This is a genomic window from Variovorax sp. 05T418, from assembly GCF_056396385.1.
In genome coordinates, this window is the sequence record NZ_JBFTLJ010000005.1 from 274856 (window position 1) to 299918 (window position 25063).

24 protein-coding genes and 1 tRNA gene are annotated in these 25063 nt (G+C 66.2%); 6 read left to right on the forward strand and 19 right to left on the reverse strand.

The features are described from left to right. Positions 1-45: 45 nt before the first annotated feature. The 10 genes from AC1DMS_RS13385 to uvrB form a co-directional block, all read right to left on the reverse strand. A tRNA-Val gene (locus tag AC1DMS_RS13385) sits at positions 46-120 on the reverse strand. A 79-nt stretch (positions 121-199) separates the two neighbouring features. Further along, on the reverse strand, positions 200-907 hold the full coding sequence (dnaQ, locus tag AC1DMS_RS13390; protein ID WP_062361671.1) for a DNA polymerase III subunit epsilon: 708 nt from the start codon (positions 905-907) through the stop codon (positions 200-202). Positions 908-919: 12 nt separating this feature from the next. Then, positions 920-1258, reverse strand: a complete 339-nt coding sequence (fdx, locus tag AC1DMS_RS13395; protein WP_124957638.1) for an ISC system 2Fe-2S type ferredoxin — start codon at positions 1256-1258, stop codon at positions 920-922. A 7-nt stretch (positions 1259-1265) separates the two neighbouring features. Further along, positions 1266-3122 (reverse strand): Fe-S protein assembly chaperone HscA, encoded by a 1857-nt coding sequence (hscA, locus tag AC1DMS_RS13400; RefSeq protein WP_478079893.1) that lies wholly within the window; start codon positions 3120-3122, stop codon positions 1266-1268. Positions 3123-3127: 5 nt separating this feature from the next. Then, on the reverse strand, positions 3128-3646 hold the full coding sequence (hscB, locus tag AC1DMS_RS13405) for a Fe-S protein assembly co-chaperone HscB (RefSeq protein WP_478181129.1): 519 nt from the start codon (positions 3644-3646) through the stop codon (positions 3128-3130). A 63-nt stretch (positions 3647-3709) separates the two neighbouring features. Then, positions 3710-4033 carry an iron-sulfur cluster assembly protein IscA gene (gene iscA / locus AC1DMS_RS13410; RefSeq protein ID WP_012747263.1) on the reverse strand — a complete coding sequence of 108 codons (324 nt, stop codon included), beginning with the start codon at positions 4031-4033 and terminating at the stop codon, positions 3710-3712. Between the two features lies 1 nt (position 4034). After that, a complete protein-coding gene (iscU, locus tag AC1DMS_RS13415; protein WP_012747262.1) occupies positions 4035-4454 on the reverse strand; it encodes a Fe-S cluster assembly scaffold IscU in 420 nt (139 codons plus the stop codon). A 29-nt stretch (positions 4455-4483) separates the two neighbouring features. After that, positions 4484-5704 (reverse strand): IscS subfamily cysteine desulfurase, encoded by a 1221-nt coding sequence (locus AC1DMS_RS13420; protein WP_412510855.1) that lies wholly within the window; start codon positions 5702-5704, stop codon positions 4484-4486. A 79-nt stretch (positions 5705-5783) separates the two neighbouring features. Continuing rightward, the gene (iscR, locus tag AC1DMS_RS13425; RefSeq protein ID WP_007828186.1) at positions 5784-6320 is read right to left on the reverse strand and encodes a Fe-S cluster assembly transcriptional regulator IscR; all 537 of its coding nucleotides are present in this window, start codon (positions 6318-6320) and stop codon (positions 5784-5786) included. Between the two features lie 234 nt (positions 6321-6554). Then, complete coding sequence (uvrB, locus tag AC1DMS_RS13430; protein ID WP_012747260.1) at positions 6555-8672, reverse strand: excinuclease ABC subunit UvrB; 2118 nt, start codon at positions 8670-8672, stop codon at positions 6555-6557. Positions 8673-8778: 106 nt separating this feature from the next. On the opposite strand from uvrB, the gene AC1DMS_RS13435 reads away from it, so the two are divergent. The 4 genes from AC1DMS_RS13435 (at position 8779) to AC1DMS_RS13450 (ending at position 12825) form a co-directional block, all read left to right on the forward strand. Beyond that, positions 8779-9975 carry an amino acid aminotransferase gene (locus AC1DMS_RS13435; RefSeq protein WP_062361682.1) on the forward strand — a complete coding sequence of 399 codons (1197 nt, stop codon included), beginning with the start codon at positions 8779-8781 and terminating at the stop codon, positions 9973-9975. Positions 9976-10133: 158 nt separating this feature from the next. Continuing rightward, positions 10134-11549 carry a polyhydroxyalkanoate depolymerase gene (locus tag AC1DMS_RS13440; protein ID WP_436035755.1) on the forward strand — a complete coding sequence of 472 codons (1416 nt, stop codon included), beginning with the start codon at positions 10134-10136 and terminating at the stop codon, positions 11547-11549. After that, positions 11546-12190: an RnfABCDGE type electron transport complex subunit B gene (locus AC1DMS_RS13445; RefSeq protein WP_062361688.1), complete on the forward strand. Its 645-nt coding sequence runs from the start codon at positions 11546-11548 to the stop codon at positions 12188-12190. The genes AC1DMS_RS13440 and AC1DMS_RS13445 overlap by 4 nt, the downstream gene beginning before the upstream one ends. Continuing rightward, positions 12187-12825 (forward strand): LysE family translocator, encoded by a 639-nt coding sequence (locus tag AC1DMS_RS13450; RefSeq protein ID WP_012747256.1) that lies wholly within the window; start codon positions 12187-12189, stop codon positions 12823-12825. The genes AC1DMS_RS13445 and AC1DMS_RS13450 overlap by 4 nt, the downstream gene beginning before the upstream one ends. A 12-nt stretch (positions 12826-12837) precedes the next feature. Here the strand turns inward: AC1DMS_RS13450 and yedA are convergent, their stop codons facing one another. After that, entirely contained in the window at positions 12838-13764 is a 927-nt protein-coding gene (gene yedA, locus AC1DMS_RS13455) for a drug/metabolite exporter YedA (RefSeq protein WP_412510852.1), read from the reverse strand. A gap of 115 nt (positions 13765-13879) precedes the next feature. On the opposite strand from yedA, the gene AC1DMS_RS13460 reads away from it, so the two are divergent. Beyond that, entirely contained in the window at positions 13880-14377 is a 498-nt protein-coding gene (locus AC1DMS_RS13460) for an Lrp/AsnC family transcriptional regulator (protein ID WP_012747254.1), read from the forward strand. Here the strand turns inward: AC1DMS_RS13460 and AC1DMS_RS13465 are convergent. From AC1DMS_RS13465 to scpA, 7 genes are read right to left on the reverse strand one after another with little or no spacing between them, the layout of a single operon-like run. Further along, entirely contained in the window at positions 14367-14858 is a 492-nt protein-coding gene (locus AC1DMS_RS13465) for a VOC family protein (RefSeq protein ID WP_062361694.1), read from the reverse strand. The genes AC1DMS_RS13460 and AC1DMS_RS13465 overlap by 11 nt on opposite strands. Continuing rightward, positions 14855-15883, reverse strand: coding sequence for a biotin synthase BioB (bioB, locus tag AC1DMS_RS13470; protein ID WP_018902824.1), 1029 nt, complete (start codon positions 15881-15883; stop codon positions 14855-14857). The genes AC1DMS_RS13465 and bioB overlap by 4 nt, the downstream gene beginning before the upstream one ends. Then, positions 15883-17931 carry an acetyl-CoA carboxylase biotin carboxylase subunit gene (accC, locus tag AC1DMS_RS13475; RefSeq protein ID WP_478181130.1) on the reverse strand — a complete coding sequence of 683 codons (2049 nt, stop codon included), beginning with the start codon at positions 17929-17931 and terminating at the stop codon, positions 15883-15885. The genes bioB and accC overlap by 1 nt, the downstream gene beginning before the upstream one ends. A gap of 20 nt (positions 17932-17951) precedes the next feature. Next, positions 17952-19496 (reverse strand): acyl-CoA carboxylase subunit beta, encoded by a 1545-nt coding sequence (locus tag AC1DMS_RS13480; protein ID WP_007828159.1) that lies wholly within the window; start codon positions 19494-19496, stop codon positions 17952-17954. 40 nt (positions 19497-19536) lie between these two features. Further along, a complete protein-coding gene (gene meaB / locus AC1DMS_RS13485) occupies positions 19537-20589 on the reverse strand; it encodes a methylmalonyl Co-A mutase-associated GTPase MeaB (protein WP_478181131.1) in 1053 nt (350 codons plus the stop codon). Continuing rightward, positions 20583-21059, reverse strand: a complete 477-nt coding sequence (locus AC1DMS_RS13490) for a GNAT family N-acetyltransferase (RefSeq protein ID WP_012747249.1) — start codon at positions 21057-21059, stop codon at positions 20583-20585. The genes meaB and AC1DMS_RS13490 overlap by 7 nt, the downstream gene beginning before the upstream one ends. Positions 21060-21069: 10 nt before the next feature. Beyond that, the gene (scpA, locus tag AC1DMS_RS13495; RefSeq protein WP_478181132.1) at positions 21070-23232 is read right to left on the reverse strand and encodes a methylmalonyl-CoA mutase; all 2163 of its coding nucleotides are present in this window, start codon (positions 23230-23232) and stop codon (positions 21070-21072) included. A 128-nt stretch (positions 23233-23360) separates the two neighbouring features. On the opposite strand from scpA, the gene AC1DMS_RS13500 reads away from it, so the two are divergent. Next, positions 23361-24008 (forward strand): GntR family transcriptional regulator, encoded by a 648-nt coding sequence (locus AC1DMS_RS13500; protein ID WP_012747247.1) that lies wholly within the window; start codon positions 23361-23363, stop codon positions 24006-24008. A gap of 123 nt (positions 24009-24131) precedes the next feature. On the opposite strand, the gene AC1DMS_RS13505 is transcribed toward AC1DMS_RS13500, so the two are convergent. Beyond that, on the reverse strand, positions 24132-24917 hold the full coding sequence (locus tag AC1DMS_RS13505; RefSeq protein ID WP_018902829.1) for an IclR family transcriptional regulator: 786 nt from the start codon (positions 24915-24917) through the stop codon (positions 24132-24134). Positions 24918-25063 lie beyond the last annotated feature (146 nt).

Sequence of the window (25063 nt, forward strand, 5' to 3'; positions counted from 1 at the left end):
CAAAAAAAGCGACTTGGACAATCCAAGTCGCTTTATTCAGAAAATTGGTGGGCGGTGGAGGCTTCGAACCTCCGACCCCAGCAGTGTGAATGCTGTGCTCTACCCCTGAGCTAACCGCCCTTTCAACCCCTTGGCGCCGCTGCTGCAGTGCCTTGGAATTAATCGCGTTGCGCGAAGCCTTCGATTATGCCACAGGATTTCAGCTGTTTTGCCGAAACAGCGTGCGCCCGTTGCTGGATTTGTCGAGCTGCGACAACACGGCTTCGTGCGCCGCAACCTCCTGCTCGGCGGCCATGATCACCGGCAGGTCGAACTGGCTCAGGTCGATGGCCACCACCGTGGTGCCCTGCGCCGGCTCGTTCGAGGCCACGTCGATCAGCAGGGCGTCCTGGCCGCGCGTGAGATTGATGTACACGTCGGCCAGCAGCTGCGCGTCGAGCTTGGCGCCGTGAAAGGTGCGGTTCGAGCGGTCGACGCCGAAGCGGTCGCACAGCGCGTCGAGCGAATTGCGCTTGCCCGGGTAGACCTGCTTGGCCATGGCCAGCGTGTCGGTCACCTCGCCGACGAAGCTGCGCAGCGGCGGCAGGCCGGCCAGCTCGAGTTCCTTGTTGAGGAAGCCGACGTCGAAGGCCGCGTTGTGGATGATCAGCTCCGCGCCGCGCAGGTACTCGACGATGTCGTTGGCCAGCGTGGCGAACTTCGGCTTGTCGCGCAGGAAGTCGGTCGTGAGGCCGTGTACCTTGAGCGCGTCCTCGTGGCTCTCGCGCTCGGGATTGAAGTAGATGTGCAGGTCGTTGCCGGTGAGCTTGCGGGCGAACAGCTCCACGCAGCCGAGCTCGATGATGCGGTCGCCGTTCTCGGCGGACAGGCCGGTGGTTTCAGTGTCGAGGACGATCTGGCGCGACATGCGGTGGCTCTTTCAATGGTTCTCTTTGGCGTGGTTGATCGAGTACTTGGGAATCTCGATCGTCACATCTTCCTGCGCCAGGATCGCCTGGCAGCTCAGGCGCGATTGTGGCTCCAGGCCCCAGGCGCGGTCGAGCAGGTCTTCCTCGCCCTCCTCGGCCTCGTTCAGCGAATTGAAGCCCTGGCGCACGACCACGTGGCAGGTGGTGCAGGCGCAGCTCATCTCGCAGGCGTGCTCGATGTTGATGTGATTGTCGAGCAGCGCCTCACAGATCGAGGTGCCGGCCGGCGCCGTGATTTCTGCACCCTGCGGGCAGTACTCGGGATGCGGAAATATCTTGATGGTGGGCATGTGGTTCTCAGAGGGATTCGAGCTTGCGGCCCGACAACGCGCGCGCAATGCCCGCGTTCATGCGCTGGGCGGCAAAGGCTTCGGTGTCGTTGGCCAGCGCCTTGGTGGCGCCTTCGATGGCCGCGGCGTCATTGCCCTTGGCGGCTTCGCGCAGCTTCGCCATCGACGCATCGATGACAGCGCGCTCTTCTTCGCCCAGCAGATCGCCGTCGGCATCGAGCGCGCTCTGGGTGGCAAGCAGCATGCGCTCGGCATCGACGCGCGCCTCCACCAGCGCGCGCGCCTGCATGTCCTGCTGCGCGGTGGAAAAGCTCTCCTGCAGCATGGTCGCGATCTGGTCGTCTGAGAGTCCGTACGAAGGCTTGACCGCCACGCTGGCCTCCACGCCGCTGCCCTGCTCCTTGGCGCTGACGCTCAGCAAGCCATCGGCATCGACGGTGAAGGTCACGCGGATGCGCGCCGCGCCTGCCGCCATGGGTGGGATGCCGCGCAAGGTGAAGCGCGCGAGGCTGCGGCAGTCGGCGACCAGGTCGCGTTCGCCCTGCACCACGTGCAGTGCGAGGGCCGTCTGGCCGTCCTGGTAGGTGGTGAAGTCCTGCGCCATTGCCGTGGGAATGGTCTGGTTGCGCGGCACGATGCGCTCGACCAGCCCACCCATGGTCTCGATGCCCAGCGACAGCGGGATCACGTCGAGCAGCAGCAGATCGCCCGCGCCGTTGTTGCCGGCCAGCTGGTTGGCCTGGATGGCGGCGCCGAGCGCCACGACCTCGTCGGGGTTCAGGTTGACGAGCGGCTCGCGGCCGAAGAATTCGGCGACGGCGCGGCGGATCTGCGGCATGCGGGTGGAGCCGCCGACCAGCACGATCCCTTGCAGGTCGTCGGGCTTGAGCTTCGCGTCGCGCAGCGCCTTGCGAACCGCCGCGATCGTGCGGTCGGTGAGCGGCTTGGTGGCGGCGTCGAATTGCGCGCGCGCCAGGTCGAAACGGGCGGCGCCGCCGGCAAGCTCGGCGTGGAACGCCACGGAATCGGCATCGGTCAGCGCCTCCTTGGCCGCACGGGCAGCCACCAGCACGGCGGCCTTGTCGGCGTCGCTGCCCACCTGCAGGCCGGTTTGCGCGAGCACGAAGTCGGCGAGCGCGTGGTCGTAGTCGTCGCCGCCCAGGGCCGAGTCGCCACCCGTGGCAATGACCTCGAACACGCCCTGCGTGAGCCGCAGGATCGAGATGTCGAAGGTGCCGCCGCCCAGGTCGTAGACGGCGTAGACGCCTTCGCTCGCGTTGTCCAGGCCGTAGGCGATGGCCGCGGCCGTGGGCTCGCTGATCAGGCGCAGCACGTTGAGGCCGGCAAGCTGCGCGGCGTCCTTGGTGGCCTGGCGCTGGCCTTCGTCGAAGTAGGCCGGCACGGTGATGACGGCGCCGTAGAGCTCGCCGTCGAAGGTGTCTTCGGCGCGGTAGCGCAAGGTGGCCAGGATCTCGGCGCTGATCTCCACCGGCGACTTGATGCCGGCAGCCGTCTCCACCTTGACCATGCCGCCCTCGTCCACCAGCCGGTACGACATCGACTCGCGGTTGGCGATGTCGGCCAGCCCGCGGCCCATGAGGCGCTTGACCGAGGTGATGGTGTTCGCGGCGTCCTGCGCGCGCGCGGCGAGCGCGTCGAAGCCGATCTGGCGCCGCTCGCGGTCGAGATAGCGCACGGCGGAAGGCAGGATCACGCGGCCCTGGTCGTCAGGCAGGCATTCGGCCACGCCATTGCGCACCGCGGCCACCAGCGAATGCGTGGTGCCCAGGTCGATGCCCACGGCAATGCGGCGCTGATGCGGATCGGGCGCCTGGCCGGGTTCGGAAATTTGAAGAAGAGCCATACCGGCTATTGTCCCAACTGATCGAATTTGGCTTCGACGTCCTGTCCGAAGCGCTCAATGAACATGAGGGCTCTCACCTGCTGCGCGGCGGCCGGGTAGTCGCCCTTCTCGTCGATCAGCCAGTCGAGCGACGACAGCGCGCGGGCGCGGCCGGCCTCGACTTCGGCCTGCAGCTGCTCGACCGCGGCGGTGTCGCCGGCGTCGTCGAGCGCCTCGCGCCATTCCATCTGCTGCACCAGGAAATCGGGCGGCATGGCGGTGTTGTTCTCGGCATTCAGCGGCGCACCGTGGAGTTCGCAGATGTAGCTGGCCCGCCGGATCGGGTCCTTGAGGCGCTGGTAGGCCTCGTTGATGCGCACCGACCATTGCATCGCCACGCGCTGCGCCGCGGCGCCCTGCGCGGCAAAGCGGTCGGGATGGGCCTCGCGCTGCAGTTCCTTCCACCGGGCGTCGAGCACGGCGCGGTCCTGCGCGAAGGTTGCGGGGACTGCGAACAGTTGAAAGTCGGTGTCGTTGAGGTTCATGGCAAGAAAAAACCGCCAGCACATGACATGGTGGCGGCTGTGGTCGCTGTCAGCGACGGCGCATCAGATGCGGAAACTCTCTCCGCAACCGCAGCGGTCCCGCTCGTTCGGATTGATGAACTTGAAGCCTTCGTTCAGGCCTTCGCGCACGAAGTCGAGCTGCGTGCCGTCGATGTAGGCCAGGCTCTTGGGGTCGACCAGCACCTTCACGCCGTGGTCTTCGAACACCACGTCTTCAGGCGCGAACTCGTCCACGTACTCGAGCTTGTAGGCCAGGCCCGAGCAGCCGGTGGTCTTCACGCCCAGCCGCACGCCCACGCCCTTGCCGCGTTTGCCGAGGTAGCGGGTGACGTGGCGCGCGGCGGCTTCGGTCAGCGTAACGGCCATGTCAGTGGACTGCCGATGGTTCGGCTTCTGCCGTCTTGGCGCCGTGCTTGGCCTTGTAGTCGCTCACGGCGGCCTTGATGGCGTCTTCGGCCAGGATCGAGCAATGGATCTTGACGGGCGGCAGCGCCAGTTCCTCGGCGATCTGCGCGTTCTTGAGCGCCGCGGCTTCGTCGAGCGTCTTGCCCTTGACCCACTCGGTCACGAGCGAGGACGACGCAATGGCCGAGCCGCAGCCGTAGGTCTTGAAGCGCGCGTCTTCGATCACGCCGGTTTCGGGGTTGACCTTGATCTGCAGCTTCATGACGTCGCCGCAGGCCGGCGCGCCGACCATGCCGGTGCCGACCGAGTCGTCGCCCTTTTCGAAGGAGCCGACGTTGCGGGGGTTTTCGTAGTGGTCGATGACCTTGGATGAATATGCCATGGTGTACCTCTCAAACTTTGTTCAATGCGTCAGTGGGCCGACCACTGGATCGTGCTGATGTCGACGCCGTCCTGGAACATCTCCCACAGGGGGCTCAGCTCGCGCAGCTTGGCGACGTTGTGCTTGATGGTCGAGATGGCGTAGTCGATTTCTTCCTCGGTCGTGAAACGGCCGATGGTCATGCGCAGGCTGCTGTGGGCCAGCTCGTCGCTGCGGCCGAGGGCGCGCAGCACGTAGCTGGGTTCGAGGCTGGCCGAGGTGCAGGCCGAACCCGACGACACCGCCAGGCCCTTGATGCCCATGATCAGCGACTCGCCTTCCACGTAGTTGAAGCTCATGTTCAGGTTATGCGGCACACGGTGCTCGAGGTCGCCGTTGATGAACACCTGGTCCACGTCCTTCAGGCCGTCGAGCAGGCGCTTCTGCAGGCGCGCCGCCTTGGCGATGTCTTCCTTCATTTCGAGCTTGGCGATGCGGAAGGCCTCGCCCATGCCCACGATCTGGTGCGTGGGCAGCGTGCCCGAACGCATGCCGCGCTCGTGGCCGCCGCCGTGCATCTGTGCCTCGAGCCGCACGCGGGGCTTGCGGCGCACGTACAGCGCGCCGATGCCCTTGGGGCCGTAGGTCTTGTGCGAAGCCAGGCTCATCAGGTCGATGGGCAGCTTGGCGATGTCGATCTCGACCTTGCCGGTGGCCTGGGCCGCGTCGACATGGAAGATCACGCCCTTTTCGCGGCAGGCGTTGCCGAGCGCGACCACGTCCTGGATGACGCCGATCTCGTTGTTGACGTACATCACGCTCGCAAGGATGGTGTCGGGGCGGATCGCCGCCTTGAACTTGTCCAGGTCGAGCAGGCCGTTTTCCTCGACGTCCATGTAGGTGACTTCGAAGCCCTGGCGCTCGAGTTCGCGCATGGTGTCGAGCACGGCCTTGTGCTCGGTCTTCACCGTGATGAGGTGCTTGCCCTTGCCCTTGTAGAAATGGGCCGCGCCCTTGAGTGCGAGGTTGTTCGACTCGGTGGCGCCGGAGGTCCAGACGATCTCGCGCGGGTCGGCTCCGATCAGCTCGGCCACGTAGCCGCGCGCCTTCTCGACCGCCTCTTCAGCCTCCCAGCCCCAGGCGTGGCTGCGCGACGCCGGGTTGCCGAAGTGCTCGCGCAACCAGGGGATCATGGCGTCGACCACGCGCGGGTCAACCGGCGTGGTGGCGCCGTAATCGAGATAGATCGGGAAATGAGGAGTGACGTCCATGGCTGGCTCGGGCTGGCGTGGGGTTGTTTCTTTGATCTGGGCTTCTCGCGGCAGCGCCCGAAGGCGCTCCGCGGCTTCTTCAGGACTTCGCGAAGGCGTTGCCGAGGGCAAACACCGAATTCGGCGCGTTCACGCGAATCGGCTTGACCACCGGCTGCGCGGAAATCGCGCGCTTGACGACTGGCTTGTTCTCGATCTGCACGCCCTTGGCGATCTGGTCGTCGACCAGCTTCTGCAGCGTGACGGAATCGAGGAACTCGACCATGCGCTGGTTCAGCGAGGCCCAGAGCTCGTGCGTCATGCAGCGGCCGGCTTCGCCCAGGCAGTTTTCCTTGCCGCCGCATTGCGTGGCATCGATGGGCTCATCGACGGAAACAATGATGTCTGCGACGGTGATATCTGCAGCCTTGCGGCCGAGGCTGTAGCCGCCGCCGGGGCCGCGGGTCGACTCGACCAGCTCATGGCGGCGCAGTTTGCCGAACAGCTGTTCGAGATACGACAACGAAATCTGCTGCCGCTGGCTGATCGCAGCCAGCGTGACCGGACCGGTGTTCTGACGCAGCGCCAGATCGATCATTGCTGTGACCGCAAAACGGCCTTTGGTAGTGAGACGCATCGCAAGCTCCTTCAAGTGCTTACCGTTGAAATGACACCGTGCCCCAAGGCCGCGGTGACTTCGTCTCCGCCCTGCCCGACCCCTGGCGCTGGTGAACCAGCCAGTGGGATCGGTTCTTCATCGCGAAGTTCTTTTTTGTTGTTGTTGAGTATTTCGCTCAAGTATAGCAGAAGACCTTCAGGTCTGCTCGGGTAAACCCCAGCGGGAATCGCTTGAAGAAACGGGAACCCCCTCCTAGGACGGCAGGACGGCGATATTGTCCCCGCCGGAGGCGCCAAAAGCCTGCTCCCGCAGCAGCGCCAGCTGGTCGCGCACCCGGGCCGCCTTCTCGAATTCGAGGTTGCGGGCGTGCTCCATCATGAGCTTTTCGAGCCGCTTGATCTCTCGGGCGATGTCCTTTTCGCTCATGTCCTCGACCTTGGCGCGCTCCAGGTCGAGCTTGGCCATTTCCTTGCCGGTCTTTTCGCTGTAGACGCCGTCGATCAGGTCGCGCACCTGCTTGACGATGCTGCGCGGGGTGATGCCGTTGGCCTCGTTGTAGGCGATCTGCCGGGCGCGGCGGCGCTCGGTTTCGCCGATGGCCTTTTTCATGGAGTCGGTCATCCGGTCCGCATAGAGGATGGCCTTGCCGTTCAGGTTGCGCGCCGCGCGGCCGATGGTCTGGATCAGCGAGCGCTCGGCGCGCAGGAAGCCCTCCTTGTCGGCGTCCAGGATGGCCACCAGCGACACCTCGGGAATGTCCAGGCCCTCGCGCAGCAGGTTGATGCCCACCAGCACGTCGAAGCTGCCCAGGCGCAGGTCGCGCAGGATTTCGACCCGTTCGACGGTGTCGACGTCGCTGTGCAGGTAGCGCACCTTCACGCCGTTGTCGCCCAGGTAGTCGGTCAGCTGCTCGGCCATGCGCTTGGTCAGCGTGGTGATGAGCACGCGCTCGTTCTTGTCGACGCGGATGCGGATTTCGCCCAGCACGTCGTCCACCTGGTGGGTTGCGGGGCGCACCTCGACCTCGGGGTCGATCAGGCCGGTCGGCCGCACCAGCTGCTCGACCACGTTGCCGGCATGGTCCTTCTCGTACTGCGCCGGCGTGGCCGAGACGAAGATGCACTGGCGCATGCGCGTCTCGAACTCCTCCAGCTTGAGCGGCCGGTTGTCCAGCGCGCTCGGCAGCCGGAAGCCGTATTCGACCAGCGTGGTCTTGCGGGCCCGGTCGCCGTTGTACATGGCGCTGAGCTGGCCGACCATCTGGTGGCTCTCGTCGAGGAACATCAGCGCGTCCTTGGGCAGGTAGTCGGTCAGCGTGGCGGGCGGCTCGCCCGGCGCGGCGCCCGAGAGGTGGCGCGTGTAGTTCTCGATGCCCTTGCAGTGGCCGATCTCGGCGAGCATCTCCAGGTCGAAGCGGGTGCGCTGCTCCAGGCGCTGCGCCTCCACCAGCTTGCCCTGCGAGACGAATTCCTTGAGCCGCTCGGCCAGCTCGATCTTGATGGTCTCGACCGCGCTCAGCACCTTGTCGCGCGGCGTCACATAGTGGCTCGACGGGTATACGGTGAAGCGCGGAATCTTCTGGCGGATGCGGCCCGTGAGCGGATCGAACAGCTGCAGCGTCTCGATCTCGTCGTCGAACAGCTCGATGCGGATGGCCAGCTCGCTGTGCTCGGCCGGAAACACGTCGATGGTGTCGCCGCGCACGCGGAAGGTGCCGCGCGAAAAGTCCTGCTCGTTGCGGGTGTACTGCATGCGGATCAGCCGCCCGATCACGTCGCGCTGGCCGATCTGGTCGCCCACCCGCATGATGAAACGCATCTGCGTGTAGTCCTCGGGCGTGCCGATGCCGTAAATGGCGCTCACCGTGGCCACGATGACCGTGTCGCGCCGCTCCAGCACGCTCTTGGTGGCCGACAGGCGCATCTGCTCGATGTGCTCATTGATCGACGAGTCTTTCTCGATGAACAGGTCGCGCTGCGGCACGTAGGCCTCGGGCTGGTAGTAGTCGTAATAGCTCACGAAGTACTCGACGGCGTTCTTGGGGAAGAACTCGCGGAATTCGCTGTAGAGCTGCGCCGCCAGCGTCTTGTTGGGCGCGAACACGATGGCCGGGCGGCCCAGCCGTGCGATCACGTTGGCCATGGTGAAGGTCTTGCCCGAGCCCGTGACGCCCAGCAGCGTTTGGAACACCTCGCCGTCGAGCACGCCCTCGACCAGGCCGTCGATGGCCTTCGGCTGGTCCCCGGCCGGGGGGTAGGGCTGGAAAAGTTCGAAAGGCGAACCGGGGTATTTGATGAATTCGCCCTGCTTTGCCGGACCGATCGGGTCCAGTTTCTTCAGGTCTGCTATGGCTTCGTTGTTCTCTGGCATGGCTGTTCCCGACAGGTGGCGATGGCGCCGGTAAAATTCAAGGCAACCGGAAAGCGTAGCGCAAGTCCGGTTGCCAGCGAAGCTTTCATCCCAAAGGACTTTCTCCATGTCTATGTTCACCGCGGTCGAAATGGCACCGCGCGACCCGATCCTCGGCCTCAACGAGCAGTTTGCAGCCGACACCAACCCCAACAAGGTCAACCTCGGCGTCGGCGTCTACTACGACGACAACGGCAAGCTGCCGCTTTTGCAGTGCGTGCAGGCCGCCGAACAGAACATGATGAAGGCGCCCACGGCGCGCGGCTACCTGCCGATCGACGGCATCGTGGCGTATGACAACGCGGTCAAGGGCCTGGTCTTCGGCGCCGACAGCGAGCCGGTGCAATCGGGCCGCGTGGCCACCATCCAGGCCATCGGCGGCACCGGCGGCCTGAAGGTCGGCGCCGACTTCCTCAAGAAGCTCAACCCCAAGGCCAAGGTGCTGATCAGCGACCCGAGCTGGGAAAACCACCGCGCCCTGTTCACCAATGCGGGCTTCGAGGTCGAAAGCTACCCCTACTACGACGCCGCCAGGCGCGGCGTCAACTTCGACGGCATGCTGGCCGCCCTGAACGCGGCGCCGGCCGGCACCGTCGTGGTGCTGCACGCCTGCTGCCACAACCCGACCGGCTACGACATCACGCCCGAGCAGTGGGACCAGGTCGTGGCCGCGGTCAAGGCCAAGGGCCTGGTGCCCTTCCTCGACATGGCCTACCAGGGCTTCGGCTACGGCCTGAAGGAAGACGGTGCGGCCGTCGCCAAGTTCGTCGATGCGGGCCTGACCTTCTTCGTCTCGACCTCGTTCTCGAAGAGCTTCAGCCTCTACGGCGAGCGCGTAGGTGCCCTCTCGGTGCTGTGCGAGAACAAGGAAGAAGCCGGCCGCGTGCTGTCGCAGCTCAAGATCGCGATCCGCACCAACTACAGCAACCCGCCGATCCACGGCGGCGCCGTGGTGGCCGCGGTGCTCGGCAACCCCGAACTGCGCGCCCTGTGGGAAAAGGAACTCGGCGAAATGCGCGTGCGCATCAAGGCCATGCGCCAGAAGCTGGTCGACGGCCTCAAGGCCGCTGGCGTGAAGGAAGACATGAGCTTCATCACCACGCAGATCGGCATGTTCAGCTACTCGGGCCTCAGCAAGGACCAGATGGTGCGCCTGCGCAACGAGTTCGGCGTGTACGGCACCGACACCGGCCGCATGTGCGTGGCCGCGCTCAACAGCAAGAACATCGACTACGTCTGCGCGTCGATCGCCAAGGTCATCTAGCCGTCAGCAGGATGTGAGGGAATCCGCGTTTTGCGATTCCTTCACATTCGTGGCTTAAAAACGGCCCTTTCGGCAGGGCCGGTGTAGGGGTTAGGCCCCCTGCAAGTCAGCGAATGCGCTGATATATTGCATTGCAACATTCCACTCCAAGACCAGCGATGCTCTATCAACTCTACGAAGCCCAGCGTTCCCTCATGGAGCCGTTTTCGGACTTCGCGCAAGCGGCGTCCAAGCTTTATGGCCAAGGCGCGGTGTGGGGCCAGCTGCCCATGGCCCAGCGCATGGCGGCGGGCTACGACCTGCTCTACCGCCTCGGCAAGGACTACGAGAAGCCCGAGTTCAACATCAAGTCCGTCAAGGTCGAGGGCGAGGACGTGGTCATCCAGGAGGCCGTCGAGCTCGACAAGCCCTTCTGCGAGCTGCGCCGCTTCAAGCGGTTCACCGACGAACCGCACATCCTCAAGACGCTCAAGAGCCAGCCCGTGGTGCTGATCGTGGCGCCGCTGTCGGGCCACTACGCCACGCTGCTGCGCGACACCGTGCGCACCATGCTGCAGGACCACAAGGTCTACATCACCGACTGGAAGAACGCGCGCCTCGTGCCCATGTCGGAAGGCGAATTCCACCTCGACGACTACGTCAACTACGTGCAGGAATTCATCCGCCGCCTGCAGGCCGAATACGGCAACTGCCACGTGGTGAGCGTGTGCCAGCCGACCGTGCCGGTGCTGGCGGCCGTGTCGCTGATGGCGAGCCGCGGCGAGCCGCTGCCCCTGACCATGACAATGATGGGCGGGCCGATCGACGCGCGCAAGTCGCCCACCGCGGTGAACAACCTCGCGATGAACAAGAGCTTCGAGTGGTTCGAGAACAACGTGATCTACCGCGTGCCCCAGGGCTTCCCGGGCGAAGGCCGCCGCGTGTACCCGGGCTTCCTGCAGCACACGGGCTTCGTGGCCATGAATCCCGACCGCCACGCGTCGAGCCACTACGACTACTTCAAGGACCTCATCAAGGGCGACGACGCAAGCGCCGAGGCCCACCGCAAGTTCTACGACGAGTACAACGCCGTGCTCGACATGGACGCCGACTACTACCTGGACACGATCCGCACCGTGTTCCAGGATTTCGAACTCGTGAACGGCACCTGGGACGTCAAGAACCCCAAGGGCCAGATCGAGCGCGTGCGTCCGCAGGACATCCATTCGACCGCCCTGCTGACCGTCGAGGGCGAGCTCGACGACATCTCAGGCTCGGGCCAGACCGAGGCCGCGCACAGCCTGTGCACCGGCATTGCCGATTCGCACCGCGAGCACTACGAAGTCAAGGGCGCCGGCCACTACGGCATCTTCAGCGGCCGCCGCTGGCGCGAACTGGTCTATCCCAAGGTGCAAAAGTTCATCGCGGCCCATGACCAGCCCCAGCGCCGCGCCGGCGCACGCGAAAGCCTGCCGGCCGAAGACCGCATCAAGCCGGGCCGGAGCACGGCGGCCGTTGCAGCCACCAAGAGCACCGCAGCCAGGAAAGCCGTGGCGGCCGCCCCCGCCAAGAAGCCCGCGGCACGCAGGAAGTGAACGGGCTGGCCGCACGCATCCACGATGCACTGCCGCAGACGCAGTGCACACGTTGCGGCTACCCCGATTGCGCCGGCTACGCGCAAGCCCTGGCCGACGGCCAGGCCGGCATCAACCAGTGCCCGCCCGGCGGTGCCGAAGGCGTGGCCAGGCTGGCGCGGCTCACCGGCCGCGAGCCGCTCCCGCTCGATCCGCAGTTCGGCACCGAAGGCCCGCGCGCGATGGCGGTCATCGACGAAGCCTGGTGCATCGGCTGCACGCTCTGCCTCGATGCCTGCCCCACCGATGCCATCGTGGGCATCAACAAGCGCATGCACACCGTGATCGAAGCGCACTGCACGGGCTGCGAGCTCTGCATTCCGGTGTGCCCTGTCGATTGCATCTCGCTCGAGGTCGAGACGCCGGGCCGCAGCGGCTGGCAGGCCTGGTCGCAGGCGCAGGCCGAGGCCGCATTGCGGCGCTACAAGCTGCACGCAGAGCACCGCCGCGCAAACGACAAGCGCAAGAGCGGGCAAGAAGCGCCCGCGGTCGCAGAGCCGCAGGCCGCCGACACGCGCAAGCGCTCCATCGTCGAAGCCGCACTGGCGCGCGCGCGCGCCGCCTCGCAACAGCAACAACGCCCACCGGCCGCCAAGCCATGACCCTCGACACGCTGCTGATCTACCTCGTCGCTTCGCTCGCGCTGGCCGTCATTCCCGGCCCGACGATGCTGCTGGCGCTCTCCAACGGCATCGACGGCGGCATGCGCCGCGCGAGCTGGGGCATTGCCGGCGCGTCGCTCGGGAGCATCACGCTGATCGCGGTGGTTGCGCTCGGGCTCGGTTCGTTGCTCGCCGCATCGGAACTGCTCTTCAACGCGATCCGGGTGGCGGGTGTCGCCTACCTGGTCTGGCTCGGCGTCAAGCTGTGGCGCAGCGAAGGGGCCGACCTTGGCGCCGCGCTGGCCAAATCCGCCATCGAAGTGCGCCCGCATGGCCGCGTCGCGCTCATGCGCAGCCTGCTCGTGGCGCTGTCGAATCCCAAGACCGTGCTGTTCTTCGCGGCCTTTTTGCCGCAGTTCATCGACATCACAAGGCCGCAAGGCACGCAGTACCTGCTGCTCGGCGCGATCTTCGTGGCGCTCGACACCTGCGTGATGCTGGCCTATGCGGCCGCCGGAACGCAGGCCGTGCGCTGGCTCTCGCGCCGCGGCCTCAAGGCGCTGAACCGCAGCTGCGCGGCTGGCATGTGGCTGCTGGCCGCCACGCTGGCCTTCTGGCGCCGCCCGGGCACCTGAACGGCACGAGCTTCAGCTCTCTTTCGCCTTCTGCGGGCGCTTGAAGAGCAGCAGCAGAACACCGGCCAGCACCACGGCCACCGCGTACCACTCGAAGCGCGTCACGGTCTCGTTGGCAATCCACACGCCCAGCAGCATCGCAATCACCGGATTGACGAAGGTGTAGCTCGCGGCCAGGGCGGCGGGCGCCCTTGCGAGCAGCACCATGTAGGCGTTGAACGCGATCAGCGAGCCGAACACCACGAGGTACAGCCAGGCAGCTGCCGCCTCGGGCTGCGGTGGCCACACCAGCTGTTCACCCGACAGCACCGAGAGCACCAGCAGCACCACGCCGCCGCAGATCATTTCGCTCGCGAAACCCATCGCGCCGGGCGCGAGCGGCAGGCTGCGCTGGCTCAGCACGCTGCCCATCGACCAGCAGATGCAGGCAATGGAAATTGCCGCCAGGCCTGCTGGCGACGACTGGAAGCCGCTGCCCTGCGTCAGCATCAGCACGCCGATGAGCCCGAGCGCAATGCCCGCCGCCTCCAGCCGCGTCGGCTTCACGCCCCAGATCAGGTTGAGCAGCGCAATCAGCAGCGGCACCACCGCGATGAAGGCCACCACCAGCCCCGAGCCGATCGACACCTCGGCATGGGCCGTGCCGCCCATGCCGCCGCCCAGCATCAGCGTGCCGACCACGAGGGCATTGCGCCACTGCAGGCGCGAAGGCCAAGCCGCGCCGCGCCAGCGCATCCAGGCGGCGAGCAGCACGCCCGCGAACAGGAAGCGCGAGCCCATCTGCAGGAACGGCGCAAAGCTGATCAGCGCGTACTTGATCGCGAGATAGGTCGAGCCCCAGACCACCCAGGTGGCGGCCAGGCAGAGCCACAGCAGCGGCGGCAGCGCGGTGCGCGCGGAGCCGGATGCGGCTTGGGCGGGGGATGCGAGAGTGGGCATGGCGATGTTGTCTTGTTGGTATGGAAACGCCGTCCATGGTATGAAAGCAATCTTCTCGCAACCATGCACATCTCATGGTTCTTTGCGTTTCATACCGTCGATTTTAAGGAGTTGCATGGACTTCAGCTTGAACCCCGCGCTGGACGCGCATGACACCCGCATCCTGGCCGAACTGCAGGCCGATGCGCGGCTCACCATGGCCGAGCTCGGCCGCCGCGTGCACCTGAGCCAGCCGGCCGTGACGGAGCGCGTGAAAAAGCTCGAGGCGGCGGGCGTGATCAGCGGCTACCGCGCGACCGTGAACCTCGGCAAGCTCGGCTACGGCATCCGCGCGATCATCCGCGTGGGCCGCGCCGACTATGCGCGCGTGGTCGAACTGGTGCAGCAGACGCCCGAATGCGTCAATGCCTACAACGTGACCGGCGACGACAGCTGGATCCTGGAGATCGCCGTCATCGACGTGAGCCACCTCGACGCGGTGGTCACCAAGTTCTGCATCCTCACCGAAACCGCCACCTCGATCATCCTGAACCCGGCGCGCGAGCACCAGCCGATGCTGCCGCCTCAGCGTTCGGACGTGAAGCCGCCGATCAGGAAGGTGCTCAACGCGTAGCGGCCAGCGCGCTGAAGGCGCTCACCACCTCGGGCGGCGCCTGCACCATCTCGATCAGCACGCCCTCGCCCGCAATCGGGAATTCGTCGTTCGCCTTCGGATGCAGAAAGCAGATGTCGAAACCCGCCGCGCCCTTGCGGATGCCGCCGGGCGCAAAGCGCACGCCCTGCGCGGTGAGCCACTCGACGGCCCTGGGCAGGTCGTCGATCCACAGGCCCACGTGGTTGAGCGGCGTGGTGTGCACGGCCGGCTTCTTCTCGGGGTCGAGCGGCTGCATCAGGTCGACCTCGACCTTGAACGGCCCGCTGCCCATCGAGCAGATGTCCTCGTCGACGTTCTCGCGCTCGCTCTTGAAGGTGCCCGTGACCTCGAGCCCCAGCATGTCGACCCAGAGCTTCTGCAGGCGCAGCTTGTCGGGGCCGCCGATGGCGATCTGCTGGATGCCCAGCACCTTGAAGGGGCGTGCGGCGGCGGTGGTCATGCGGCGCAACCTTCGGGCTGCTCCTGCACCTGCCGCGCATTGAGGCCGAGCTTGCGCAGCAGCACCGTGTCGGCTTCGACGTCGGGGTTACCGGTGACGAGCAGCTTGTCGCCGTAGAAGATCGAATTCGCGCCGGCCATGAAGCACAGCGCCTGCACCGCATCGCCCATCTGCTGGCGGCCCGCCGAGAGCCGCACGCGTGCGGTCGGCATTGTGATGCGCGCGACCGCGATCATGCGCACGAAGTCGAAGGGATCGACCGGCTCCGAATCGGCCAGCGGCGTGCCGGGCACGCGCACCAGGCTGTTGATCGGCACCGACTCCGGGTACGGATCCAGGTTGGCCAGCTGCGCGATCAGTCCCGCGCGGTGCACCGGCTGCTCGCCCATGCCGACGATGCCGCCGCAGCACACGCTGATGCCGGCGCTGCGCACATGGGCCAGCGTGTCGAGCCGGTCCTGGTAGGTGCGCGTGTCGACCACGTCGGTGTAGTACTCGGGCGCGGTGTCGAGGTTGTGGTTGTAGTAGTCCAGGCCCGCGGCCTTGAGCTGGTGCGCGTGGTGCGGCTCCAGCATGCCGAGCGTGGCGCAGGTCTGCAGGCCCAGCCCCTTCACGGCCTCGACCAGCACGGCCACCTTCTCGACGTCGCGGTCCTTCGGCGCGCGCCATGCGGCGCCCATGCAAAAGCGCGTGGCGCCGGCGTCCTTGGCGGCCTGCGCGGCGCGCACCACCTCGTCGACTTCCATGAGCTTCTGCGCCTTCACGCCGGTGTCGAACTCGGCCGACTGCGGGCAGTAGCCGCAGTTCTCGGGACAGCCACCGGTCTTGACCGACAGCAGCGTCGCCAGCTCGATGTCGCCTTCGGGGAAGTGCTGGCGGTGCACCGTCTGCGCCTCGAACAGCAGGTCCATCAGCGGCTTGTCGAGCAGCGCCTGAATCGCTTCGACCGTCCAGGGGCCTTGCGGCGCCACGGCCTTGGCGGGCCGGTGCAGCGTGATCGTTGTTTGCAAGTCGTTGGCACCCATCAGTTGAACTCCAGAATGATTTGATCGACGGCGAGCGATTCGCCCTTGCCCGCCGAAATCTTGCCGACCACGCCGTCCTGCGTGGCGAACAATACGTTTTCCATCTTCATGGCCTCGATCACGGCCAGCTTCTCGCCAGCCCGCACCTGCTGCCCCGGCTGCACCGACACCTCGACCAACAGGCCCGGCATGGGCGACATCAGGAACTTGCTCAGGTCGGGCGGGGCCTTGTAGGGCATCAGTTCGAGCAGGCGCGCACCCAGGGGCGACAGCACCATCGCCTCGATCTGCGTGCCGTCGTGGGACACGCGCAGCGCCAGCGGGTTCTTGCCGGCACCGCGCTCGACCTGCGCGGTGAAGGGCCGGTCGTTGACCATGCCCTGCACGCGAATGGCGCCGAGCGCAAAGCCGCTGTCGATCTTGTAGCTCTTGCCGCCCACGGCCACGGCGCTGGCGCCGGTCTTGCCATGGAAGTCGGTGACCGACACCGGATGGTGCACATGCTTGCCCTCCGGCCCCAGCTCCACCACCACGAACTGCTCGCCCACCTTCACGCCGTGGCCTTCGAGCTGTCCGCTGATGCCGGAGGCCCGCGCGCGATAGCGGCGGTGCACATAGGCCGCAAGCGCAATCAGGAAAGCCGGATCGGCGTGCGGCACGTCTTCCGCATGGAAGCCCTTGCCGTAGTGCTCGGCGATGAAGCCGGTGTTGAAATCACTCGCCACGAACTTCGGATGCGCGAGCAGCGCGGCCTGGAACGGGATGTTGCTGCTGATGCCGCGGATCACGAAGCCGTTGAGCGCCTCGCGCATGCGGGCAATCGCATGCTGGCGATCCTTGCCGTGCACGATGAGCTTGGCGATCATCGAGTCGTAGTACATCGGGATCTCGCCGCCGTCGTACACGCCGGTGTCCACGCGCACGCCGTTCAGGCGCTCGGTGTCGGCTGCGAACATGGTCTCGGCCGGCGGCTGGAACTTCACGAGGCGGCCGGTCGAAGGCAGGAAATTGCGGAACGGGTCCTCGGCATTGATGCGGCACTCGATGGCCCAGCCGTTGCGCTTGACCTGTTCCTGCGTGAGCGGCAGTTCCTCGCCGGCCGCCACGCGGATCATCAGCTCGACAAGGTCGAGCCCCGTGATGCATTCGGTCACCGGGTGCTCCACCTGCAGCCGCGTGTTCATCTCCAGAAAGTAGAAGCTCTGGTCCTTGCCGACCACGAACTCCACCGTGCCCGCGCTCTGGTACTTCACGGCCTTGGCCAACTGCACCGCCTGCTCGCCCATCGCACGGCGCGTGGCGTCGCTGATGAACGGCGAAGGCGCCTCCTCGATCACCTTCTGGTGGCGGCGCTGGATCGAGCATTCGCGCTCGTTCAGGTAGATGACGTTGCCGTGCGAATCGCCCAGCACCTGGATCTCGATGTGGCGCGGCTCCTCGACGAACTTCTCGATGAACACGCGGTCGTCGCCGAAGCTGCTCAGTGCCTCGTTGCGGCACGAGGTGAAGCCCTCGAAGGCCTCCTTGTCGTTGTAGGCCACGCGCAGGCCCTTGCCGCCGCCGCCGGCCGAGGCCTTGATCATCACCGGGTAGCCGATGTCCTTGGCGATCTCGACCGCGCGCTCGGCCGTCTCGATGGCGTCGTTCCAGCCCGGGATGGTGTTGACCTTGGCCTCGTTCGCGAGCTTCTTGGAGGCGATCTTGTCGCCCATGGCCGCGATCGAATAGTGCTTGGGTCCGATGAAGGCAATGCCCTCTTCCTCGACCTTGCGCGCGAAGGCTTCGTTCTCCGACAGGAAGCCGTAGCCCGGATGCACGGCCTCGGCGCCGGTCTTCTTGCAGGCTTCGATGATGCGGTCGGCCTGCAGGTAGCTCTCACGGCTGGGCGCGGCGCCGATGTGCACGGCCTCGTCGGCCAACTCGACGTGGCGGGCTTCCTTGTCGGCGTCGGAGTAGACCGCGACGGTGAGGATGCCCATCTTCTTCGCGGTCTGGATCACGCGGCAGGCGATTTCGCCGCGGTTGGCGATCAGGATCTTCTTGAACATGTTCTTCTTCTCCGTGCCGCTCACAGTGGGATGTTTCCGTGCTTGCGCCACGGGTTCTCGAGCTTCTTCTCGCGCAGCATCACGAGCGAGCGGCAGATGCGCTTGCGCGTCTCGTGCGGCAGGATCACGTCGTCGATGTAGCCGCGCGCGCCCGCCACGTAGGGATTGGCGAAGCGCGCCTTGTACTCGGCCTCGCGGGCGGCGAGTTTCTCGGGGTCGTTCTTGTCCTCGCGGAAGATGATCTCCACCGCGCCCTTCGCGCCCATCACCGCGATCTCGGCGCGCGGCCAGGCCAGGTTGACGTCCCCGCGCAGGTGCTTGGAGGCCATCACGTCATAGGCGCCGCCGTAGGCCTTGCGCGTGATGACGGTGATCTTGGGCACCGTGCACTCCGCATAGGCGTAGAGCAGCTTGGCGCCGTGCTTGATGATGCCGCCGTACTCCTGTCCGGTGCCAGGCATGAAGCCGGGCACGTCGACAAAAGTGACCACCGGAATGTTGAAGGCGTCGCAAAAGCGCACGAAGCGCGCGGCCTTGATGCTGCTCTTGATGTCCAGGCAGCCCGCGAGCACCAGCGGCTGGTTGGCCACGATGCCGATGGTCTGGCCTTCCATGCGCGCGAAGCCGATCACGATGTTCTTCGCGTAGTCGGGCTGCAGCTCGAAGAAGTCGCCGTCGTCCACCACCTTGAGGATCAGCTCCTTGATGTCGTAGGGCTTGTTGGGGTTGTCTGGCACCAGCGTGTCGAGCGAGTAGTCGGGCCGGTCGGCCGGATCGCCCTGCCCGTTGTTGCCCAGGCGCACCGGCGGCTTCTCGCGGTTGTTGAGCGGCAGGTAGTTGTACAGGCGGCGCAGCATCATGAGCGCCTCGACGTCGTTCTCGAACGCCATGTCGGCCACGCCGCTGCGCGTGGTGTGGGTGACGGCGCCGCCCAGCTCTTCGGCCGTGACGCTCTCGTGCGTCACGGTCTTCACCACCTCGGGGCCGGTGACGAACATGTAGCTGGAGTCCTTCACCATGAAGATGAAGTCGGTCATGGCGGGCGAGTACACCGCGCCGCCCGCGCACGGACCCATGATCATGCTGATCTGCGGCACCACGCCGGAGGCCATCACGTTGCGCTGGAACACGTCGGCATAGCCGCCGAGCGACGCCACGCCTTCCTGGATGCGCGCGCCGCCCGAATCGTTGAGGCCGATGACCGGCGCGCCGACCTTCATGGCCTGGTCCATCACCTTGCAGATTTTTTCGGCATGCGCTTCGCTGAGCGCACCGCCAAAGACCGTGAAGTCCTGGCTGAACACGAACACGAGGCGGCCGTTGATCATCCCGTAGCCCGTGACCACGCCGTCGCCCGGGATCTTCTGCTCGGCCATGCCGAAATCGACCGAGCGGTGCTCGACGAACATGTCCCATTCTTCAAAAGTGCCGTCGTCGAGCAGCAGCTCGATGCGCTCGCGCGCCGTGAGCTTGCCCTTGGCGTGCTGCGCGTCGATGCGCTTCTGCCCGCCGCCCAGGCGCGCCTGGGCGCGGCGCTTTTCGAGTTGTTCGATCAGTTCTTGCATGGTGTGCTTCCGAAGCTGTGGTCCTGAATTTGGTGTGGGGTCATGGCCTGGCGGTGATGGCGGCCGCCGCAAGCAGCTGGCGCGCCGCCGTCGATGCGGGCAGCGCGCCCTCCGCCACCTGCCGCGTGAGCTGCGGCAGCAATTCGCGCACCTGCGCGTGCTGCCTGAAAGCCTGCTTGAGCCCGGCGTCGATGCGTTCCCACATCCACGCGGTGGCCTGCTTCTCGCGGCGCCTGGCGAGCTTGCCGTTGGCGCTCTGCAGCTGCCTGAATTGCGTGACGGCATCCCAGAAGGCGTCGACGCCGGTGCCGGCCAATGCGCTGAGCTGCAGCACCTGGGGCAGCCAGAAGCGCACCTCGGCGCCGCTGTGCGCGTCGTGCGCCGCATGCGCATGGTCCGGGTTGCCCTGGTGGCCGAAGAGGCGCAGCGCCGAGGTGATCTGTGCCTGCGCGCGCGTCGCGGCGTCCTTGTCGATGTCGGCCTTGTTGATGACGACGAGGTCGGCCAGCTCCATCACGCCCTTCTTGATGGCCTGCAGGTCGTCGCCCGCATTGGGCAGCTGCATCAGCACGAACATGTCGGTCATGCCGGCCACGGCGGTTTCGCTCTGGCCCACGCCCACGGTCTCGACGATCACGATGTCGTAGCCTGCGGCCTCGCACACCAGCATGGCCTCGCGCGTCTTCTCGGCCACGCCGCCGAGCGTGCCGCTCGAGGGGCTGGGGCGGATGTAGGCGCGCTCGTGCACCGAGAGCCGCTCCATGCGCGTCTTGTCGCCAAGGATGGAGCCGCCCGAGACGGTGGACGAGGGATCGATGGTGAGCACCGCCACGCGGTGGCCCTTGCCGATCAACAGCAGGCCCAGTGTCTCGATGAAGGTCGACTTGCCGACGCCCGGCACGCCCGAGATACCGAGGCGAAACGAATGGCCGGTGCGCGGCAGCAGGGCGGTGAGCAGTTCATCGGCCTGCGCGCGGTGGTCGGCGCGGGTCGATTCGAGCAGCGTGATGGCCTTGGCAATCGCGCGGCGCTGCGCCATGCCGCCTGATTCGGCAATCGCGCGCTCCAGTGCAGCCGCCGGCTTGTTCAGCACGCGTCCTCCGGGGACGACACGCGCCAGCGGTAGTGCAGGTCGACGCCCTCTTCGCCTTCGAGCACGAAGCCGTGCCGCAGGTAGAAGCGGTTGGCATCGCTCTGCACGAGCGCGGTGAGCTTGATGTCCATCCGCTGTTCGCGCGCCTGCGACTTGGCCCACTCGAGCACCCACTCGCCGATGCCCAGGCCCTGGAAGCCGGTGCGCAGGTAGAGGTGGTCCAGCCGCAGCGCATCCGCGCCCTCGGGCTTGAGCGTGACGAAGCCGATGCGCAGCTCGCCGTCGAGCACGATGTGGTGCATGAAGGGCACGACGAAACCGGCCTGCAGCCGCTCGCGCGAGCGCGCCGGGTCGAAGCGCCCCACGCGCTCCAGGCTGGGGCGCATCGCATCGACGCGCAGGGCCAGCATGGCCTCGAAATCGCTGGATTCAACCGGCTGCAGCGACAGCCGCGACAAGAGATCGCCCACGCTCTGCTTCTCAGGCCGAAACCGCCGCGCGGATCTGCTCCAGCACGTCCTTGGCGCTGGCCGGGATGGGCGTGCCCGGACCATAGATGCCCTTGACGCCGGCTTCGTAGAGAAAGTCGTAGTCCTGCCGCGGAATCACGCCGCCGACGAACACGATGATGTCGTCGGCGCCCTGCTTCTTGAGCTCGTTGATGATGGCGGGCACAAGGGTCTTGTGGCCGGCCGCGAGCGTGCTCACGCCGACGGCATGCACGTCGTTCTCGATGGCCTGCCGCGCGCATTCCTCGGGCGTCTGGAACAGCGGCCCCATGTCCACGTCGAAGCCCAGGTCGGCGAACGCGGTGGCCACCACCTTGGCGCCGCGGTCGTGCCCGTCCTGGCCCAGCTTGGAGATCATCACGCGTGGGCGGCGGCCCTGTTCCTCGGCGAAGGCGTTGATTTCGGTCTTGAGCGTTTCCCAGCCTTCGGCCGAGTCGTAGGCAGCTGCGTACACACCGGTCACCTTTTGCGTGTCGGCCCGATGGCGGCCGAATGATTTTTCGAGGGCGTCGGAAATCTCGCCGACCGTGGCGCGCGCGCGCACCGCGTCGATGCTCAGCGCCAGCAGGTTGCCGGTGCCGTTTTCGGCAGCCTCGGTGAGCGCATCGAGCGCCGCCTGCACCTTCGCAGTGTCGCGCGAGGCGCGGATCTTCTGCAGCCGCGCCACCTGCTGCTCGCGCACCATCACGTTGTCGATGGAGAGGCTGTCGATCGCGTCTTCGTTCTTGAGCTTGTACTTGTTGACGCCGACGATCACGTCCTTGCCCGAATCGATGCGCGCCTGCTTCTCGGCGGCGGCGGCCTCGATCTTGAGCTTGGCCCAGCCGCTGTCCACCGCCTTGGTCATGCCGCCCATGGCCTCGACTTCCTCGATGATGGCCCAGGCCGCATCGGCCATGTCCTGCGTGAGCTTCTCCATCATGTAGCTGCCGGCCCAGGGGTCGACCACATTCGTGATGTGCGTCTCTTCCTGGATGATGAGCTGCGTGTTGCGCGCGATGCGGGCGCTGAACTCGGTAGGCAGCGCAATCGCTTCGTCGAGCGCGTTGGTGTGCAGGCTCTGCGTGCCGCCGAACACCGCGGCCATGGCCTCGATGGTGGTGCGCACGATGTTGTTGTAGGGGTCCTGCTCGGTGAGAGACCAGCCCGAGGTCTGGCAGTGCGTGCGCAGCATCAGGCTCTTGGGGTTCTTGGGGTTGAACTCCTTCATGATGCGGCACCACAAGAGGCGCGCGGCGCGCATCTTGGCCACTTCGAGATAGAAGTTCATGCCGATGGCCCAGAAGAAGGACAGGCGCCCGGCAAAGCCGTCGACGTCCAGGCCCTTGGCCAGCGCGGTCTTCACGTACTCCTTGCCGTCGGCCAGCGTGAAGGCCAGCTCCAGCGCCTGGTTGGCGCCGGCTTCCTGCATGTGGTAGCCGCTGATCGAGATCGAGTTGAACTTGGGCATCTTCTGCGCCGTGTACTCGATGATGTCGCCGATGATCCGCATGCTCGGCGCGGGCGGGAAGATGTAGGTGTTGCGGACCATGAACTCCTTGAGGATGTCGTTCTGGATGGTTCCGCTCAACTGGTCCTGGCTCACGCCCTGCTCTTCCGCCGCGACCACGTAGCCCGCGAGCACCGGCAGCACGGCGCCGTTCATCGTCATGGACACGCTCACCTTGTCGAGCGGGATCTGGTCGAACAGGATCTTCATGTCCTCGACCGAATCGATGGCCACGCCGGCCTTGCCGACGTCGCCGGTCACGCGCGGATGGTCGCTGTCGTAGCCGCGGTGGGTGGCCAGGTCGAAGGCCACGCTCACGCCCTGCCCGCCGGCGGCCAGCGCCTTGCGGTAGAAGGCGTTCGATTCCTCGGCGGTCGAGAAGCCCGCGTACTGGCGGATGGTCCAGGGGCGCACCGCGTACATGGTGGCCTGTGGGCCGCGCAGGTAGGGCTCGAAGCCGGGCAGCGTGTCGGTGTACTTGAGGCCCTGCAGGTCGGCCGCGGTGTAGAGCGGCTTCACGGTGATGCCGTCCGGCGTGAGCCAGTTGAGCGCGCCCAGGTCGCCGCCCGGTGCCGACTTGGCGGCGGCCTTGGCCCAGTCGTCGAGGTTGGCCGGCTTGAAGGTGGGTTCGGGTTTGCTGCTCATGAGGGGGCTTTTCGCAGTGTCTTGCAGGGTAGTCGCAAATTCGCCTGCAAGGGATTTGCAAGCCGGCCGCGAGTCTAACCGATCCGTAATTATTAATTCAAACCCGTTTTTGCGGTACAGTCCGCCCCATGTCCGCCCTCACCCTCACCCCGCGCGCCCTCTATGAAGAGGTGGCCGAACTGCTGCGCCAGCGGATCTTCCGCCGCGAGCTCGAGCCGGGCAGCTGGATCGACGAACTCAAGCTGGCCGAGGAATACGGCATCAGCCGCACGCCGCTGCGCGAAGCCCTGAAGGTGCTGGCCGCCGAAGGCCTGGTGACCATGAAGGTACGGCGCGGCGCCTACGTCACCGAGGTGTCCGAGCAGGACCTGGCGGACGTCTACCACCTGCTCTCGCTGCTGGAAAGCGATGCGGCCGGCGTGGTGGCCGAGCGCGCGAGCGAGGCCCAGCGCGCGGAGCTCAAGGCGCTGCATGCCGAACTCGAAGCGGCAGGCGCACCGGGCAAGGAAGACCGCGAGCATTTCTTTGCGGTCAACGAGCGCTTCCACATGTGCCTTCTGGCCATTGCGAACAACAAGTGGCGCGACCAGATGGTGGCCGACCTGCGCAAGGTGATGAAGCTCAACCGGCACAACTCGCTGCTGAAGGCGGGGCGCATCGCGGAATCGCTCGCGGAGCACCGGTCGGTGATGGCGGCCATCGAGGCGCGGGATGCCGCGGCGGCGATGGCGCGGATGCGCGAGCATTTCACGAACGGCCTGGAAGCCGCGAATTAGGCTCTCCCCCAGTCTTCGCGCACTTCGTGTCGCTCCGCCAACCCCCTTCCGGGGGCAACACCAGGGGACCGGCAAAGCCGGATCCCCGGTGTTTCACGAAGGGAGCCGTGGCAGCGGCGGGGATCAGTCGGTGCTGACGGTGCCGGCTTCCTGGGAGATCCGCTGGGCGGTTTCGAGGAGCCTGGGGGCGACGCGGCCGAGCATCACGTCCTTGGGCAGCAGGTAGGCGGGGCCGCCGCAGCTCACGCCGTAGCGCTCGCCGCGCGGGCCCTTGAGCGCAAAGCCCAGCGCGTGGATGTGCGGATGCCACTCGCCGAACGAGCTGCAATAGCCCAGGCGCGCGTATTCGTCGAGCCCGGCCATCAGGCGCGGCTCGATCGAAGGCCAGTTCTCGCCGCTTTCCAGTCGGATCTGCTCGAGCACCTCGGCCCGCTCGGCGGCGGGTAGCGCGCCAAGGTAGGCGCGGCCCGCGGCCGAGGTGGCAATGGTCATGCGCGAGCCCACTTCGATGCGCGAACTGATCAGCGCGGAGCGGGGGCGCAGCGAATCGATGATGAGCATGTCCAGCTCGTCGCGCACGCCCATGTGGACGCTGGCGCCGGCAAATTCGGACAGCTCCGAGAGATGCGGCCGGGCCACCGTGCGCAGGTCGAAGTGGCGCAGGTAGCGGCTGCTCATGTCGAGCAGCGCGGGCCCGAGGCTGAAGCGGTCGCTGTCCTGCGACTGCTTCAGGTAGCCCGCGGCCACCAGCGTGGCCGTGAGGCGGGACACGGTGGCCTTGGGGATGCCGGTGGTTTCGGCCAGGTCGCGATTGCTGATGGGTGCGGCTGCCATTCCGATGACCTTGAGCAAGGCCAGCCCCCTGGCAAGCGCGCTGACTTCTTCTTTGCCGCCAATCGCGTCATTCATGTATCCAAACCCTTTTTTTTAGATGTTCGTTCATTCTTCAGCAAAAAACGGTTGACGTGACGGCGCTCGGGAATCATTATTTCGAAACAATGTTCCATTTATACAGAAATTCGAGACATTCCGCTGGCGGCTCAACCGCCCTTCTT